11 protein-coding genes are annotated in these 14,082 nt (G+C 66.8%); 8 read left to right on the top strand and 3 right to left on the bottom strand.

The genetic code is table 11. The features are described 5' to 3' along the window. Positions 1 to 22: 22 nt before the first annotated feature. The 3 genes from LA521A_RS18490 to LA521A_RS18500 are packed head-to-tail and all read left to right on the top strand — an operon-like array spanning position 23 to position 7,874. Positions 23 to 5,473, top strand: coding sequence for a HAMP domain-containing protein (locus LA521A_RS18490; protein ID WP_281780287.1), 5,451 nt, complete (start codon positions 23 to 25; stop codon positions 5,471 to 5,473). Then, positions 5,458 to 7,185 (top strand): response regulator, encoded by a 1,728-nt coding sequence (locus tag LA521A_RS18495; RefSeq protein ID WP_281780288.1) that lies wholly within the window; start codon positions 5,458 to 5,460, stop codon positions 7,183 to 7,185. Before LA521A_RS18490 ends, LA521A_RS18495 begins: the two co-directional genes overlap by 16 nt. Then, complete coding sequence (locus tag LA521A_RS18500) at positions 7,182 to 7,874, top strand: sensor histidine kinase (protein WP_281780289.1); 693 nt, start codon at positions 7,182 to 7,184, stop codon at positions 7,872 to 7,874. The genes LA521A_RS18495 and LA521A_RS18500 overlap by 4 nt, the downstream gene beginning before the upstream one ends. A 117-nt stretch (positions 7,875 to 7,991) precedes the next feature. Here the strand turns inward: LA521A_RS18500 and LA521A_RS18505 are convergent, their stop codons facing one another. The 3 genes from LA521A_RS18505 to LA521A_RS18515 form a co-directional block, all read right to left on the bottom strand. Next, positions 7,992 to 9,368, bottom strand: coding sequence for an alpha/beta hydrolase family protein (locus tag LA521A_RS18505; RefSeq protein ID WP_281780290.1), 1,377 nt, complete (start codon positions 9,366 to 9,368; stop codon positions 7,992 to 7,994). A 112-nt stretch (positions 9,369 to 9,480) separates the two neighbouring features. After that, positions 9,481 to 10,212: an SEL1-like repeat protein gene (locus tag LA521A_RS18510; RefSeq protein WP_281780291.1), complete on the bottom strand. Its 732-nt coding sequence runs from the start codon at positions 10,210 to 10,212 to the stop codon at positions 9,481 to 9,483. Between the two features lie 256 nt (positions 10,213 to 10,468). Continuing rightward, a complete protein-coding gene (locus LA521A_RS18515) occupies positions 10,469 to 11,029 on the bottom strand; it encodes a dihydrofolate reductase family protein (RefSeq protein WP_281780292.1) in 561 nt (186 codons plus the stop codon). 425 nt (positions 11,030 to 11,454) lie between these two features. On the opposite strand from LA521A_RS18515, the gene LA521A_RS18520 reads away from it, so the two are divergent. The 5 genes from LA521A_RS18520 to LA521A_RS18540 all read left to right on the top strand — a co-directional run bounded on the left by LA521A_RS18520 (position 11,455) and on the right by LA521A_RS18540 (position 14,061). Further along, a complete protein-coding gene (locus LA521A_RS18520; protein WP_281780293.1) occupies positions 11,455 to 11,853 on the top strand; it encodes a hypothetical protein in 399 nt (132 codons plus the stop codon). A 94-nt stretch (positions 11,854 to 11,947) separates the two neighbouring features. Then, positions 11,948 to 12,415 (top strand): DUF6869 domain-containing protein, encoded by a 468-nt coding sequence (locus LA521A_RS18525; protein WP_281780294.1) that lies wholly within the window; start codon positions 11,948 to 11,950, stop codon positions 12,413 to 12,415. A gap of 165 nt (positions 12,416 to 12,580) precedes the next feature. Continuing rightward, positions 12,581 to 12,856, top strand: coding sequence for a hypothetical protein (locus tag LA521A_RS18530; protein ID WP_281780295.1), 276 nt, complete (start codon positions 12,581 to 12,583; stop codon positions 12,854 to 12,856). Positions 12,857 to 12,986: 130 nt separating this feature from the next. Beyond that, positions 12,987 to 13,505 carry an HIT family protein gene (locus tag LA521A_RS18535; protein WP_281780296.1) on the top strand — a complete coding sequence of 173 codons (519 nt, stop codon included), beginning with the start codon at positions 12,987 to 12,989 and terminating at the stop codon, positions 13,503 to 13,505. 31 nt (positions 13,506 to 13,536) lie between these two features. Further along, positions 13,537 to 14,061 (top strand): GNAT family N-acetyltransferase, encoded by a 525-nt coding sequence (locus tag LA521A_RS18540; protein WP_281780297.1) that lies wholly within the window; start codon positions 13,537 to 13,539, stop codon positions 14,059 to 14,061. The last annotated feature ends 21 nt before the right edge of the window (positions 14,062 to 14,082 follow it).

Here is a 14,082-nt window from a genome sequence, read left to right on the forward strand (position 1 = left end):
AGCCGCCCCGGCGGAACCGCCCATGGAGGCGCGCCGCGACCCGCTCGAGGTCATCATCGAAGCCATGGACGCGGTGCGCGGCGGCGATTTCTCCGTGCGCCTGCCGCTCAACTGGCAGGGCCAGGAAGGCCAGCTGGCGCAGATCCTTAACGAGATCGTCAGCCACAACCGCCGCCTCGCGGCCGAATTGTCGCGCGTGGGCGAAGCGGTCGGCCGCGAAGGCCAGACCCGCCAGCGCGTCGTCCCCGCCAACCGAGAAGGCCAGTGGCTGGGCATGGAGGACTCGGTCAACGCACTGATCGACGACCTCGTCCGCCCGGTCGAGGCGATGAGCGAGGCGATGGCCGGCGTGGCGAAGGGCGACCTCACCCGCACCGTGTCGCTGGAGGCCGACGGCCGCCCGCTCAAGGGCGAGTTCCTGCGGTCGGCGAACATCGTCAACCGCATGATCGAGCAGATGGGCGAGTTCAGCTCGGAAGTGACGCGCGTGGCGCTGGAGGTCGGCACCGCCGGCCGCCTCGGCGGCCAGGCGAAGGTCAAGGGCGTCTCGGGCGTGTGGAAGGACCTGACCGACTCGGTCAATCAGATGGCGTCCAACCTCACCGCGCAGGTGCGAAACATCGCCGACGTGACCATCGCGGTCGCCAACGGCGACCTGTCGCGAAAGATCACCGTGGACGTGCGCGGCGAGATCCTCCAGCTGAAGGAGGCCATCAACACGATGGTGGACCAGCTGCGCGGCTTCGCCTCGGAAGTGACGCGCGTGGCGCGCGAAGTGGGTACCGAAGGCCGCCTCGGCGGCCAGGCGGTCGTGCCCGGCGTCGCCGGCACGTGGAAGGACCTGACCGACTCGGTCAACGCGATGGCGTCCAACCTCACCTCGCAGGTGCGAAACATCGCCGAGGTGACCACCGCGGTGGCGAAGGGCGACCTGTCGCGCAAGATCACCGTGGACGTGCGCGGCGAAATCCTGGAACTGAAGAACACCATCAACACGATGGTGGACCAGCTCAACGGCTTCTCCTCCGAAGTGACGCGCGTGGCGCGCGAAGTGGGTACCGAAGGCAAGCTCGGCGGCCAGGCGCAGGTGCCCGACGTCGCCGGCACGTGGAAGGACCTCACCGACCACGTGAACTCGATGGCGTCCAACCTGACGCTGCAGGTGCGCAACATCGCCGAGGTGACCACGGCGGTGGCGAAGGGCGACCTGTCGCGCAAGATCACCGTGGACGTGCGCGGCGAGATCCTGGAACTGAAGGACACCATCAACACGATGGTGGACCAGCTCAACGGCTTCTCCTCCGAAGTGACGCGCGTGGCGCGCGAAGTGGGTACCGAAGGCCGCCTGGGCGGCCAGGCCGTCGTGCCGGGCGTCGCGGGTACGTGGAAGGACCTGACCGACTCGGTCAATGCGATGGCGTCGAACCTGACCTCGCAGGTGCGAAACATCGCCGAGGTGACCACGGCGGTGGCGAAGGGCGACCTCTCGCGCAAGATCACCGTGGACGTGAAGGGCGAGATCCTGCAGCTGAAGGACACCATGAACACCATGGTGGACCAGCTCAACGGCTTCGCCGCCGAAGTGACGCGCGTGGCGCGAGAGGTGGGTACCGAAGGCAAGCTCGGCGGCCAGGCGCAGGTGCCGGGCGTCGCCGGCACGTGGAAGGACCTCACCGACAACGTCAACTCGATGGCGTCCAACCTCACCGCGCAGGTGCGCAACATCGCCGAGGTCACCACCGCGGTGGCGAAGGGCGACCTGTCGCGCAAGATCGCCGTGGACGTGAAGGGCGAAATCCTGCAGCTGAAGGAAACCATCAACACGATGGTGGACCAGCTCAACGGGTTCGCCGCGGAAGTGACGCGCGTGGCGCGCGAGGTGGGCACCGAAGGCAAGCTCGGCGGCCAGGCGCAGGTGCCCGGCGTGACCGGCGCCTGGAAGGACCTCACCGACAACGTCAACTCGATGGCGTCCAACCTCACCACGCAGGTGCGAAACATCGCCGAAGTGGCGACGTCGGTCGCCAAGGGCGACCTCTCGCGCAAGATCGCGGTGGGTGCGGAAGGCGAAATCCTCCAGCTGAAGGAAACCATCAACACGATGGTGGACCAGCTCAACGGCTTCGCCGCCGAAGTGACGCGCGTGGCGCGCGAGGTGGGCACCGAAGGCAAGCTCGGCGGCCAGGCGCGCGTGCCCGGCGTGGCCGGTACGTGGAAGGACCTGACCGACAACGTCAACTCGATGGCGTCCAACCTCACCACGCAGGTGCGCGGCATCGCGGCGGTGGTGACGGCGGTGGCCAACGGCGACCTGCACCGCAAGCTCACGGTGGAGGCCAAGGGCGAAGTCGCCGAGCTGGCCGACACCATCAACAACATGACCAACACGCTCGCGATCTTCGCCGACCAGGTGACGACCGTGGCGCGCGAGGTCGGCGTGGAAGGCCGCCTGGGCGGCCAGGCGAAGGTGCCGGGCACGGCGGGTATCTGGAAGGACCTCACCGCGAACGTGAACCAGCTCGCGGCGAACCTGACCAACCAGGTGCGCGCGATCGCCGAAGTGGCCACCGCGGTGACGCAGGGCGACCTCACGCGTTCGATCCAGGTGGACGTGCGCGGCGAAGTGGCCGACCTGAAGGACAACATCAACGCGATGATCGCCAACCTGCGCGCGACGACCGAGTCGAACCGCGAGCAGGACTGGCTGAAGACCAACCTCGCCAAGTTCTCCTCGATGATGCAGGGCCAGCGCGACCTGCTCACGCTGGGCCAGATGCTGCTGTCGGAACTGGCGCCGCTGGTGGATGCGCAGCAGGGCCTGATGTACATCGTCGAGGAAGGCGCCGAAGGCGAGCCGCCGCGCCTGCGCCAGCTGGCCGGTTACGCCGACAGCGCGCCATCGGCGAGCCGCACGATCGACTTCGGCGAAGGCCTGGTCGGCCAGTGCGCGGCCGAAGCGCGCCTGATCCTGCTGGAAAACATCGGCCGCCAGCGCAACGGCAAGTCCAACGCCGGCGGCGGCGTGCGCATCCAGTCGGGCCTGATCCAGGCGCCGCCGAGCAGCGTGATCGTGCTGCCGGTGCTGTTCGAGGACCAGGTCAAGGCGGTGCTCGAACTGGCGACGCTGCACGAGTTCACGCCGTCGCAGCGCGCGTTCCTGGAACAGCTCTCCGGCAGCATCGGCATCGTGCTCAACACGATCGAGGCGACGATGCGCACCGAGCGGCTGCTCTCGCAGTCGCAGCAGCTGGCCGGCGAGCTGCAGGCGCAGCAGAACGAGCTGCAGCAGACCAACGAGGAAATCGCGCTCAAGGCCTCGCTGCTGGCCGCGCAGAAGTCCGAGGTGGAACAGAAGAACCTGCAGATCGAACACGCGCGCCGCGCGCTGGAAGAGAAGGCGGCCGAGCTGGCGCAGACCTCGCGCTACAAGTCCGAGTTCCTCGCCAACATGTCGCACGAGCTGCGCACGCCGCTCAACAGCATCCTGATCCTCAGCCAGCAATTGGCGGAGAACCCGGAAGACAACCTGTCCGAACGCCAGGTCGAGTTCGGCCGCACGATCCACGCCGCCGGCACCGACCTGCTGCACCTGATCAGCGACATTCTGGACCTGTCGAAGATCGAGTCGGGCACGGTCACCATCGACATCGAGACCATCAGCTTCGCGCACCTGCGCGAGAACCTGGAGCGCGGCTTCCGCCACGAGGCCGAACGCCGCAAGCTCGATTTCGCCGTGGATTTCTCGCGCGATCTCGGCCCGACGCTGCGCTCGGACCCCAAGCGCCTGCAGCAGATCCTCAAGAACCTGCTGTCGAACGCGTTCAAGTTCACCGAGCAGGGCAGCGTGCGGCTGGCCGCGCGCCCCGCCACGCGCGGCTGGAGCGACGACCATCCCGTGCTCGCGCGCGCGCCGGTCGTGGTCGCCATCGAAGTCACCGACACCGGCATCGGCATCTCGCCGGACAAGCAGCGCATCGTGTTCGAGGCCTTCCAGCAGGCCGACGCCGGCACCTCGCGCAAGTACGGCGGCACTGGCCTCGGCCTTGCGATCAGCCGCGAAATCGCCGGCCTGCTCGGCGGCGAGCTGAAGCTGCACAGCGTGGAAGGCGAAGGCAGCACGTTCACGCTGTACTTGCCGCTGAATTACCTGGGCAACAACCAGGATCGCAACCTGCCCGAGCCGGGCAGCACGGCGAACCGCGTGCGCGTGGAAGTGCCCGTGCCGGCCGAACACGTCGCCGGTGCCGACGCGACCGCCGCCGAGAAGATCGAGGACGATCGCCACACGCTGATGCCCGACGTGCCGACGCTGCTGATCGTCGAGGACGACGCGCATTACGCCTCGGTGCTGCGCGACCTCGCGCGTTCGCGCGGTTTCCAGGTGCTGCACGCCAACCGCGGCGACGAAGCGCTGCGCCTGGTGCGCGAGTACAAGCCGACCGCGATCACGCTCGACATCTTCCTGCCCGACATGCTCGGCTGGACCGTGCTCGCGCGCCTGAAGCAGGACGCCTCCACGCGCCACATCCCGGTGCAGATCGTCACGGTGGAGGAAAGCCGCCACCACAGCATCGAGCGCGGCGCGTTCTCGTACCTGGCCAAGCCGTCCACGTCAGAAACCATCGGCCAGGCGCTGGAGCGCATCAAGGAATACGCCTCGCCGCGCGTGAAACGCCTGCTGGTGGTCGAGGACGACGCGCACGAGCAGATGAGCATCGTTGAACTACTGCGCCACGACGACATCGCCATCGACACCGTCGGCTCGGGCGAGGAAGCGCTGGCCGCGCTGCGCGAAGGCAAGTTCGACTGCGCCGTGCTCGACCTGCGCCTGCCGGACATGACCGGCTTCGACCTGATCGAGCGCATCCATGCCGACGAGTCGCTGAAGAACGTGCCGATCGTGGTGTTCACCGGCAAGGAACTCAGCGCCGAGGAAAGCGAACGCCTGCGCCGCGTCGCGCGCAGCGTGGTGCTCAAGGGCGTGGAGTCGCCCGAGCGCCTGCTCGACGAGACCGCGCTGTTCCTGCACCGCGTGATCGGCAACCTGCCGCCGGCCAAGCAGCGCATGGTGCGCAGCCTGCACGAGTCCGATGACGGCCTGCGCGGCAAGAACGTGCTGGTGGTCGACGACGACGTGCGCAACATCTTCGCGCTGTCCAGCGTGCTCGAACGCCACGGCATGCACGTGCACACCGCCGGCAACGGGCGCGACGCCGTCACCAAGGTCAGCGAGATGCCCGAGCTCGACCTGGTGCTGATGGACATCATGATGCCCGGCATGGACGGCTACGACACGATGCGCGAGATCCGTGCGCTCGGCGACCGCCGCACGCTGCCGATCGTCGCCCTCACCGCGAAGGCGATGAAGGGCGATCGCGAGAAGTGCCTGGAGGCTGGAGCCTCCGACTACCTGGCCAAGCCGGTCGTCACCGACCAGCTGCTCGGAGTCCTCCGCCAATGGCTGCAACGTTGAACGACACCGGCGCGGCGACGGTCGCCGCGCCGGTCAAGATCCTGCTGGTCGACGACCAGCCCGGGCGTCTGTTGACGTATCGCACCATCCTGGAGCCGCTGGGCGAAGAGCTGGTGGATGCGCGCTCGGGCATGGAAGCGCTCAAGCTGCTGATGGAGGACGAGTACGCGGTCATCCTGCTCGACGTGAACATGCCGGTGATGGACGGCTTCGAGACGGCGACGCTGATCCACCAGCATCCGCGTTTCGAGAACACGCCGATCATCTTCGTCACCGCGGTGAACCTGTCCGACCTCGACCGCCTGCGCGGCTACAAGCTCGGTGCGGTCGATTACGTCATGGTGCCGGTGATCCCGGAGATCATGCGCACCAAGGTGTCGGTGCTCGCCGAGCTGTATCGCAAGCGGCGCGAGCTGCAGGCGCTCAACGCGAGCCTGGCGACGGCGCATCGCGAACTCCAGGTGGAAAAGGCGCGCGAACTCGAACGCCTCAACGCCTCGCTGCGCGCCGCCAACGCCGAGCTGGAACTGCGCAACCGCGAGCTGCTGGCCGAAAACAAGGAACGCACGCGCGCCGAGCGGCGGCTTCGCGAAGCCGACCAGCGCAAGGACGAGTTCCTCGCTACCCTCGCGCACGAACTGCGCAACCCGCTGGCGCCGCTGCAGAACGCGCTCGCCGTGCGTCGCCTGCGCGAACCCGACGACCACGATCCGCTGCTGGCGATGATGGAGCGCCAGCTGTCGCTGCTGGTGCGCATGATCGAGGACCTGCTCGACATCGCGCGCATCACGCGCGGCAAGCTCACGCTGCGTCGCGCGTCGACGATCCTGCAGGACGTCATCGCCGCCGCCGTCGACACCGCGCGACCGCTGATCGAGGAAGGCGGCCACACGCTGGAACTCAACCTGCCCGAATCGCCCGTCCCGCTGGACGCCGACCACGCGCGCCTGGCGCAGGTGTTCGCCAACCTGCTCAACAACGCGGCGAAGTATTCCGACGCGAAGGGCCGGATCGAACTCGGCGCCGCGCTGGAAGGCGACGAAGTGCAGGTGTGGATCAGCGATTCCGGCATCGGCCTGACGCCGGAACAGATGGACACGGTGTTCGAGATGTTCCACCAGGTCGACACGACGGTGGAGCGTTCGCGCGGCGGGCTCGGCATCGGCCTGACGCTGGTGCAGCGCCTGACCGAGATGCACGGCGGCCGCGTGGAGGTGCAAAGCGATGGCCCCGGGCTTGGCGCGACCTTCCGCGTGCGCCTGCCGCATTCGGGCACCGTCGAGGCGGTGGCGCCGAGCGCCGCGCCCGTGCGCAACGCCGCCAACGAAAAGCGCCGCGTGCTGATCGTCGACGACAACCACGACGCCGCCGACACGCTGGCGATGATGGTGCGCCTGCTCGGCCACGACACGCGCGCCGTGTACGACCCGCTGACGGTCGAGGGCGAGGTGTCGGCATTCGGCCCGGAAATCGTCTTCCTCGACGTCGGCATGCCCGGGCGCAGCGGCTACGACGTCGCACGCGCGCTGCGCGACATGCATGGCAGCGCGCTGGTGATCGTCGCGGTCACCGGCTGGGGCCAGCCCGAGGACCGCCAGCGCACCACGCAGGCGGGCTTCGACCACCACCTGGTGAAGCCGCCGGACATCCAGGCCATCACCGACATCTGCAGCAAGGGATTGCGCCCGCTCGCGGAGGGTTCGCCGCAATGAACGACGCCAATTCCCCAGGCTCCAGCCCCGCGTGGATGGGCAAGTGGGCGCACGACCTGCGCGGTCCGCTCGCGCCGATCCAGTCGGCGTTGTTCCTGCTGCGCCACAGCGGCAGCGACGTCAACGAACGCGACGAACTGTTCGAACTGATCGACCGCCAGATGCGGCGGCTCACCGGCATGATCGACGAGATCGGCGACTGGGTGCGCGCCGACCAGGGCCGGCTGCTCACGCGCAGCGGGCCGATCGACCTGGCGTTGATCGTGGAAGCCAGTCGCGGCCTCGGCGCGGACGCCGTCGCGGTGCATTACGAGGGCGACGCCGAGAACGCGTGCCTGGAAGGCGATGCGTCGCGCCTGGCGAACCTGCTGTCGACGTTCTTCTGGCTGGTGTCCACGCCGCGCGACGGCGGCGCCACCAGCAACGACGATGCGCGCCCCGTGGTGGACATCGCCGTGCGCGACGCTCGCGTTCACCTCACCGGCCCGCTGAGTCCGGCCATCCGCGCGGGCAGCGACATCGAAACGCTCTTCACCCAGCCGCAGGTCGCGCCCGCCGGCGACGGCCTCGGCCTGCGCCTGCTGATCGCGAGCGCGATCGCGAAGGGGCATGGAGGCGAGCTGGGGACGCGCGCCACGGGCGAAGACGCGGTGGAAGTCTTCCTTCGGCTGCCTGTGCTGAAAGCCTGAGCAGGCAAGGCGTTGTAGCCAGCTTTTGTAGCCCGGGTAAGCGAAGCGCACCCGGGACTGTCACGCGCAACCCGGGCGCACTTCGCCTACCCGGGCTAAAGGATCAATAGCGCCGAATCACTGCGAAAGCTGCGGCCCGTCCGGCGCCCTCGGCGCCAACCGCTCCGCGTTGCCGTACGCCACCGGCTTCAACGCGCCGTCGCGGATCCAGTCCACCAGCATCGCGTAGTAGCCGTCCGCATAACGCAGCGACGTGCGCTCGCCATCAGCGGCGGTTTCGAACTCGATGATCCCGTGGTCGGTGCCGGGGAATTCGACGACTTCCACGTTCGGGTTCGTCTTGGCCACCGACAACAGGCGCCGGCGCGTTTCTTCCGGCGGCGCTTCCTTGTCGGCGCCGGCGAGGATCCACAGCAGCGGCACCTTCACCGCGCGCAGCGGCGGCATCGGATCGTGGCGCCACGTCGTGCCCTCGTCATGGAACGGACCGACCAGGCGCAGCATCGTCGGCGAATGCCTGACGATGTCGCCGGTGAACTCACCCTGCATCGCGCCCCACCACGGCTCCTTGCCGTACTTCGCCTTCAGCGCTTCGAGCCGGTCGTAACCGTCCTTGAAGCCCGACGCGATCACCTCGCCGGTCGCATCGGTGACTTCGCGCGCCTTCGCCAGCGCATCGCCGCTGAAACCGGCCTTGATCAGGTCCAGCTGCACCTGGTCGCGATCCTCCGCGAGCGGGCTGTCGGCCAGCCCGTAGCTCACGGCGACGAAGTCCGGATCGCTGCGCTGCGCGGCGAGCGGTTCGATCCACCCCGCCTGGCTGCCGCCGCTGAAACCGACGCGACCAGCACGCTTGCCCGCGAGGCGGCGCGCTTCCTTCAGCGCGGCGGCGGCGTCGTCGGCGAGCAGGTGGAAGTCCTGCGTGTAGCGGCCGGTGCTGTCGCCGGAACCGCGCTTGTCGTACACGAACACGCCGATCCCCTGCGCCGGGAAGATGCGCTGGAACGCGTTGAACGTGCGCGCCGAATAGCCTTCCGAGCCGTGCACCATCACCGCGATCGGCACCGGTCCGTCGCCCGGCGGCATGACGAGCCGGCCGGCCAGTGTTTCGCCATTGCCTTGGAAGCGCGTCTCCACCGCCTCGAATTCGAGCTTCGTGCCGCGCTGGCCTTCGAAGGTCATCGCCGGCTTCTCGCACGTGCCCAGCGAAACCGGCGTCTTGTCGGCGTGGTCGCTCCAGCCGACCGTGCCGCTCCAGTTCCCGGCTGCGTCCTGCACGATCTTGCCAGTGCGGCCGTCCATCGCGCGCCAGCGCAGGCCGGGCTCGGACATCGGCGCGATGTCGACCAGCCGACCGTCGTCGAGCCGATAGACGCCCACGTGGCACGCCATGCGCGGATCGATCGGCTTGTCGCGTTCCGGCCGCGTCCACCAGAACACCGCCGCGGCTCCCACCGCCACGAGCACCAGCACCGTCACCAACACCTTGCGCATGAGCGTTCTCCGTCGGGCGGGCCGACTTTACGGCATCGGGCGATGCCACATGGGTTCGGATGCGCGTGGGCACCGATGGGTTTGGACGCCGCCGACGCGCGCCAGCGGTCGGCTATTTCCCGGCCGCGTGGATGACGTCGACAGGTCCGACGTTGACCTCGCCGGTCGGGACGGGCGTCAGGAGGATGCGGTCCTGCCATTGCCAGTACTGCTCGGGCAGCCAGTAGCGGTCGTCGTAGTACTGCTCGCCCGTCACGACCGCGCCGCATTTGCCCATGTCCGGATCGATGCAGATCGACAGGTTCCCGACCCAGCCCGCGCGACTGCCGGTAACGTTCCGCCGGCCGGTCCGGAGCAGTTTCTCGAGCCGCGGCTTGGCCACCTTGTCGCCGAACTCCGCATAGAGGCCCTCGCCTTCGGCGATGGCGCGGTCGCGCTCGGACGGTGTCAGCGCGAGCCAGTAACGCTCGCGATGCGCGAGCAGGATGCGGGCGCCGCGCTCCGCCGCTAGGTCCATCCACGCATAGGCCAGCGCGCGGTCGACCTCGCCGCCTTCGCCGCGCCAGTACATTTCCGCCAGCGCGCCTTGCGACAGCTTGTCGGCGAAGCGTGCCGCGCGCCGGAAGTAATCGCGCGCTTCCGCATGGCGAGCTCTGTTTCGCGCCTGCATGCCGAGCAGGCGGAAGCGCTGGTCGGGATGCGCATTCAAGAACCCGTCGCTGCCGACGATGTCCGCATCGACCGGCTTGAAGGCGCCCGCGTCGTAACCGCGCGATGCCTGATCGTCCCGGCTTCCCGGTGGCGAGCCAGATGCGGTCGTCCCGACGATCAGCAGCATCCCCATGCACAACGCAAATCGCGCCATCGCCGACTCCTTCCGCGAATCGCGATTTCGATACGGCCGCCGCGGCGTGTCAAGCGCGGCCGGAAGCTTTCTGTGCAACGCCGCGTTGGAGCCCGGATAGGCGCGGGCGCCACGGGCTTCGACAAGCCTCTCTCCGAGGGCGTGAGCGCAGTGGCAGCCCTGTAATGGAGGACGGTTGGATGGGTGCTAATGTCCGCTTTCGACCCAAAGCGGACATCAGAGGTCGCGAATCAGGTTAGTGGCGATCCTTCAGAACACTGTAGGTCAGCTCTGCAAACCCCGTGCCAACGCGTGTTGCGGAGATCAGGGCAAGCCCGGGGCTGAGGAGCCGTCGCGGGAACAACGGTTTTCCGGATCCGAGCGTCGCGGAGCCGATCTGTACGGTGATCTCGTCCAGCAAACCGGCGTCGTGAAACTGCGCTGCGAGGCCGCCGCCGCCCATGACCCACACATTCCTACCGTTGGCAGCCGCGAGCATTTGAGAGTGAGCCGCGCGAACGTCGCCGTTGGCGAACGTTACGTTGGCACCTTCAATCTTGGGCAACTCGCGGCTGGTGAAGACCCAAGTGGGTTGGGTGTATGGCCACGCCGTTTCAGTCTGTTCGGAAACGGTACCTGCATTGCGCAGGATCCACTCATAGGTCGACGACCCCATTGCGATCGCGCCGACGCCCTCGATGAAGGACGGATAGCTGGTCTCGTTGATGTCGCCTAGGGGAAACAACCAGTCGAGTGAGTCGTCATCGGTGGCAAGAAAGCCATCGAGGCTCGACGACGTGTAGTACTGCGTCTTCAAAGCAGTGTCCTCCTTGAGAAAGGATGTGGAACCTAGGAGTCTCCCGTCTCACAGCGTGAGACCACATCCGCTCTGGCGGCGAATTTGATCCGGCCTACGATCCCGATGTTCCGTTCGGTGAGACATCCTCGTTCTCGGACGCAAGCGATGCACTGGCCTTCGCGGTGGAGGAGTTGGGGGCCGTCCCGGAACGCTTCGTCAACTCGGGCATGGCGCAGGCCGAGTACGACGACTACATCGCGGAGCATGGCTATCTTCCGCACCCTTGACCGTGTCGAACTGGACGACCGCTTCTGGCCGATAGCGGACGCTGAGCCGGGACGGCCGGCACCCGGGCTGCTAATGTCCGCTACCGACCCAAGGCGGACATTCCAGGCAGGTTCGGGGGGCGAGGATGGAGTCGCGGTGCGTTGGGGGAAAATTGCATGTCGCGAGTGATGAGCTACACAGTCTTTGTCATCAGCTATACGGTGCTATTCATTGGATTCCAGCTGCTGGCGCTTGATGTATCAGGCGGAGAGTTTGGCTGGTGGCTTCAGGCGATATCCCCGGTGCTTGCTGCCCCATTTGCATTGCTGATCGCGCAGCGCGTGGGCTTACTCTCCGTACGTGGGTTGTTGTTCGCCACCTGCATGATGGCGATCGCCTACTACACACTGATCTGGTACAGCGCCACTTGGTCCGGCTATCCCAGGGGTCCGTACTTGCCACTCTCGCAAATGGCCGTCTGGGGCGTAGTACGACATTTGGGCATGCTGATCGCCGCACCGCTCGCCTGGCATTTTTTTCTTCGACGCAAGGGCGACGTTCGCAGCCGGGGTTGACGAACGCCGACCAAGAACGCTGAAAGGTGAGCGCTGACATCCGCTTCTGGCCGTTAGCGGACTGCCGCCGGCCGGGGCCGTCAAGGCAGTGCTAATGTCCGCTTTCGACCCTAAGCGGATATCGCACTTTTTGGCCAGAGAGGCGCTGGAAGGGTGGTCGGAACCAAGTTCGCTATACAACGCAGGCTTTTGCATGAAACCGTCCGAGCTATCGAACTGGGTCGACGCATACATCACCGTGCAGGGCGCCGGCGGGCTTGATGCACACCATCCCCATTGGTGGGCTATTGAGCGGTTCTTCGAGCTTATGCCTGAGCATCCGGACGAGTGCTGGCAAGCAATCCTAGCCATTCTGGATCGAGAGCCTAGCGAAGCTGTACTCGGCATCCTGGGGGCAGGCCCGTTAGAAGACCTGATTCACCAGCATGGCGCTGCATTCATTGAAAGTGTTGAGTTTGAAGCCCGGGAGAATCCGCCATTCAAAGCTCTCCTTAGCCGTGTCTGGGAAAGCAGCACGCCCGAGATATGGATGAGAGTGCAGAGGGCTCGCGGCGAAATCTAGATCGGCATGCTCACGGCAAGCCCTGACGAGACTCCTGCGCTAACGTCCGCTTCTGTCCGATAACGGACATTCGGACGGGACGGCCGGCACCCGGGCTGCTAATGTCCGCTCCCGACCCAAAGCGGACAACCTAGCCCGGCAGTGGCATTCGAATGGAGATGATTGATGCGCGATATCGATCAGATCGAAAGCACGCTGGTCGTTCTGTATCCGAAGCTCAAAGTCACGCAGCTGAAGGTGCTTCATCCTGGTGCTGATGACGACGGCCTGTGGTTCTTCTCGCACCCGGACTGCGATTGCGAGGTGCAACTGGAAGCGCCGACAAGGAACTGCCCGTTTCTTCTGGAAAGCGGCAAGGACGACCAAGGACGCGTGGTAACCACAGTCGACCAGGCCATTGACGGCGTGGTGGCGAAACTAGGACTGCCACCGGCGCGGTGAATGTCAGCTCCTGGCCGCTAGCAGACAGCACCCAGACGACCATCGTGCGCACATCGCCTCAGATCGTCCAACGCACACCCGCGACTCGCGACGTAGTCCTGAAGAGTTCCCACCAAACAGGAGACGCCACATGATCGAACTTCCCGTATGCGATCCGTGCGACCTGTGCGAAGGCATGGCCGGTCGCGAAGCACGATGGGCGATCATCGAGGAAGGCGAGCACACGCTGACGGTGATCAACCCGTGGCAGTTCGAAGTCGGTCAGTGCTGCGTCATCACGCGACGCCACGTCGCGACGCTTCTGGACCTGTCGACGGCGGAGTGCGGGTCGATACTGGTCGCGGCCAGGCGCGTCGCGCACGCGCTCGTGGAAACCTATCGACCGCTGGGGATACTCACGTTCCAGAACAACGGCGTGTACAGCGGGCAGGAAACGCCGCACTACCACCATCACGTCGTGCCGCGGCAGCCCGGCAGCGACTGGGGCATCGGCCCGCCGCAGCTGGCGACCTTCGACGGCGCCGGTCGCATCCGCGGGACGCCGCACGATCCCGCCGGCGATGCGCTGCGTCGCGAACGGGTCCAGGCGTCGGCGCAGCAGCTCGTCGAGACCGCGCAGCGGATCCGGTCGAATCTTCCCGACCGGTAAGCTCGTGCCACACGCGGACACTGGAGGTTGCATGGCATTGGAAGTAGTCGTACGCAAGGCGCAGGCCGGCGACGAGAACGCGCTGTCGATGGTGGGGCAGGCGACGTTCCTGGAGACGTTCTCGGGTGTGCTCGACGGCGCCGCGATCGTCGAGCACTGCCGCAAGGCGCATTCGCCGTCGCAGTACCTGCAGTGGTTGGGTGACGCGCGGTCGGCGCTATGGCTGGCAGGCGCGGTTCCCGGCGATGCGCCGGTGGGCTATGTCGTGGTGACGGCGCCCGATCTGCCCGGCGCGGACGCGGCGCGCGACCTGGAACTCAAGCGCATCTACCTGCTCGGGCGCTACCAGGGCGGGGGCCTGGGCAAGCGGCTGCTAGGCGAGGCTATCGGGCATGCCCGGCGCGTGGGCGCGGCCCGCCTGCTGCTGGGCGTGTACGCGCAGAACCACTCGGCCATCGCCTTCTATGCGAAGCAGGGCTTCAAGCACTTCGCGGACCGCCAGTTCGTGGTGGGCGGAACCGCATACGACGATCGGGTGTTGAGCCTGGAACTGTGATTCACGCGCCGGCCGCGCTTG

The organism is Lysobacter auxotrophicus, assembly GCF_027924565.1.
GTDB lineage: Bacteria > Pseudomonadota > Gammaproteobacteria > Xanthomonadales > Xanthomonadaceae > Lysobacter_J > Lysobacter_J auxotrophicus.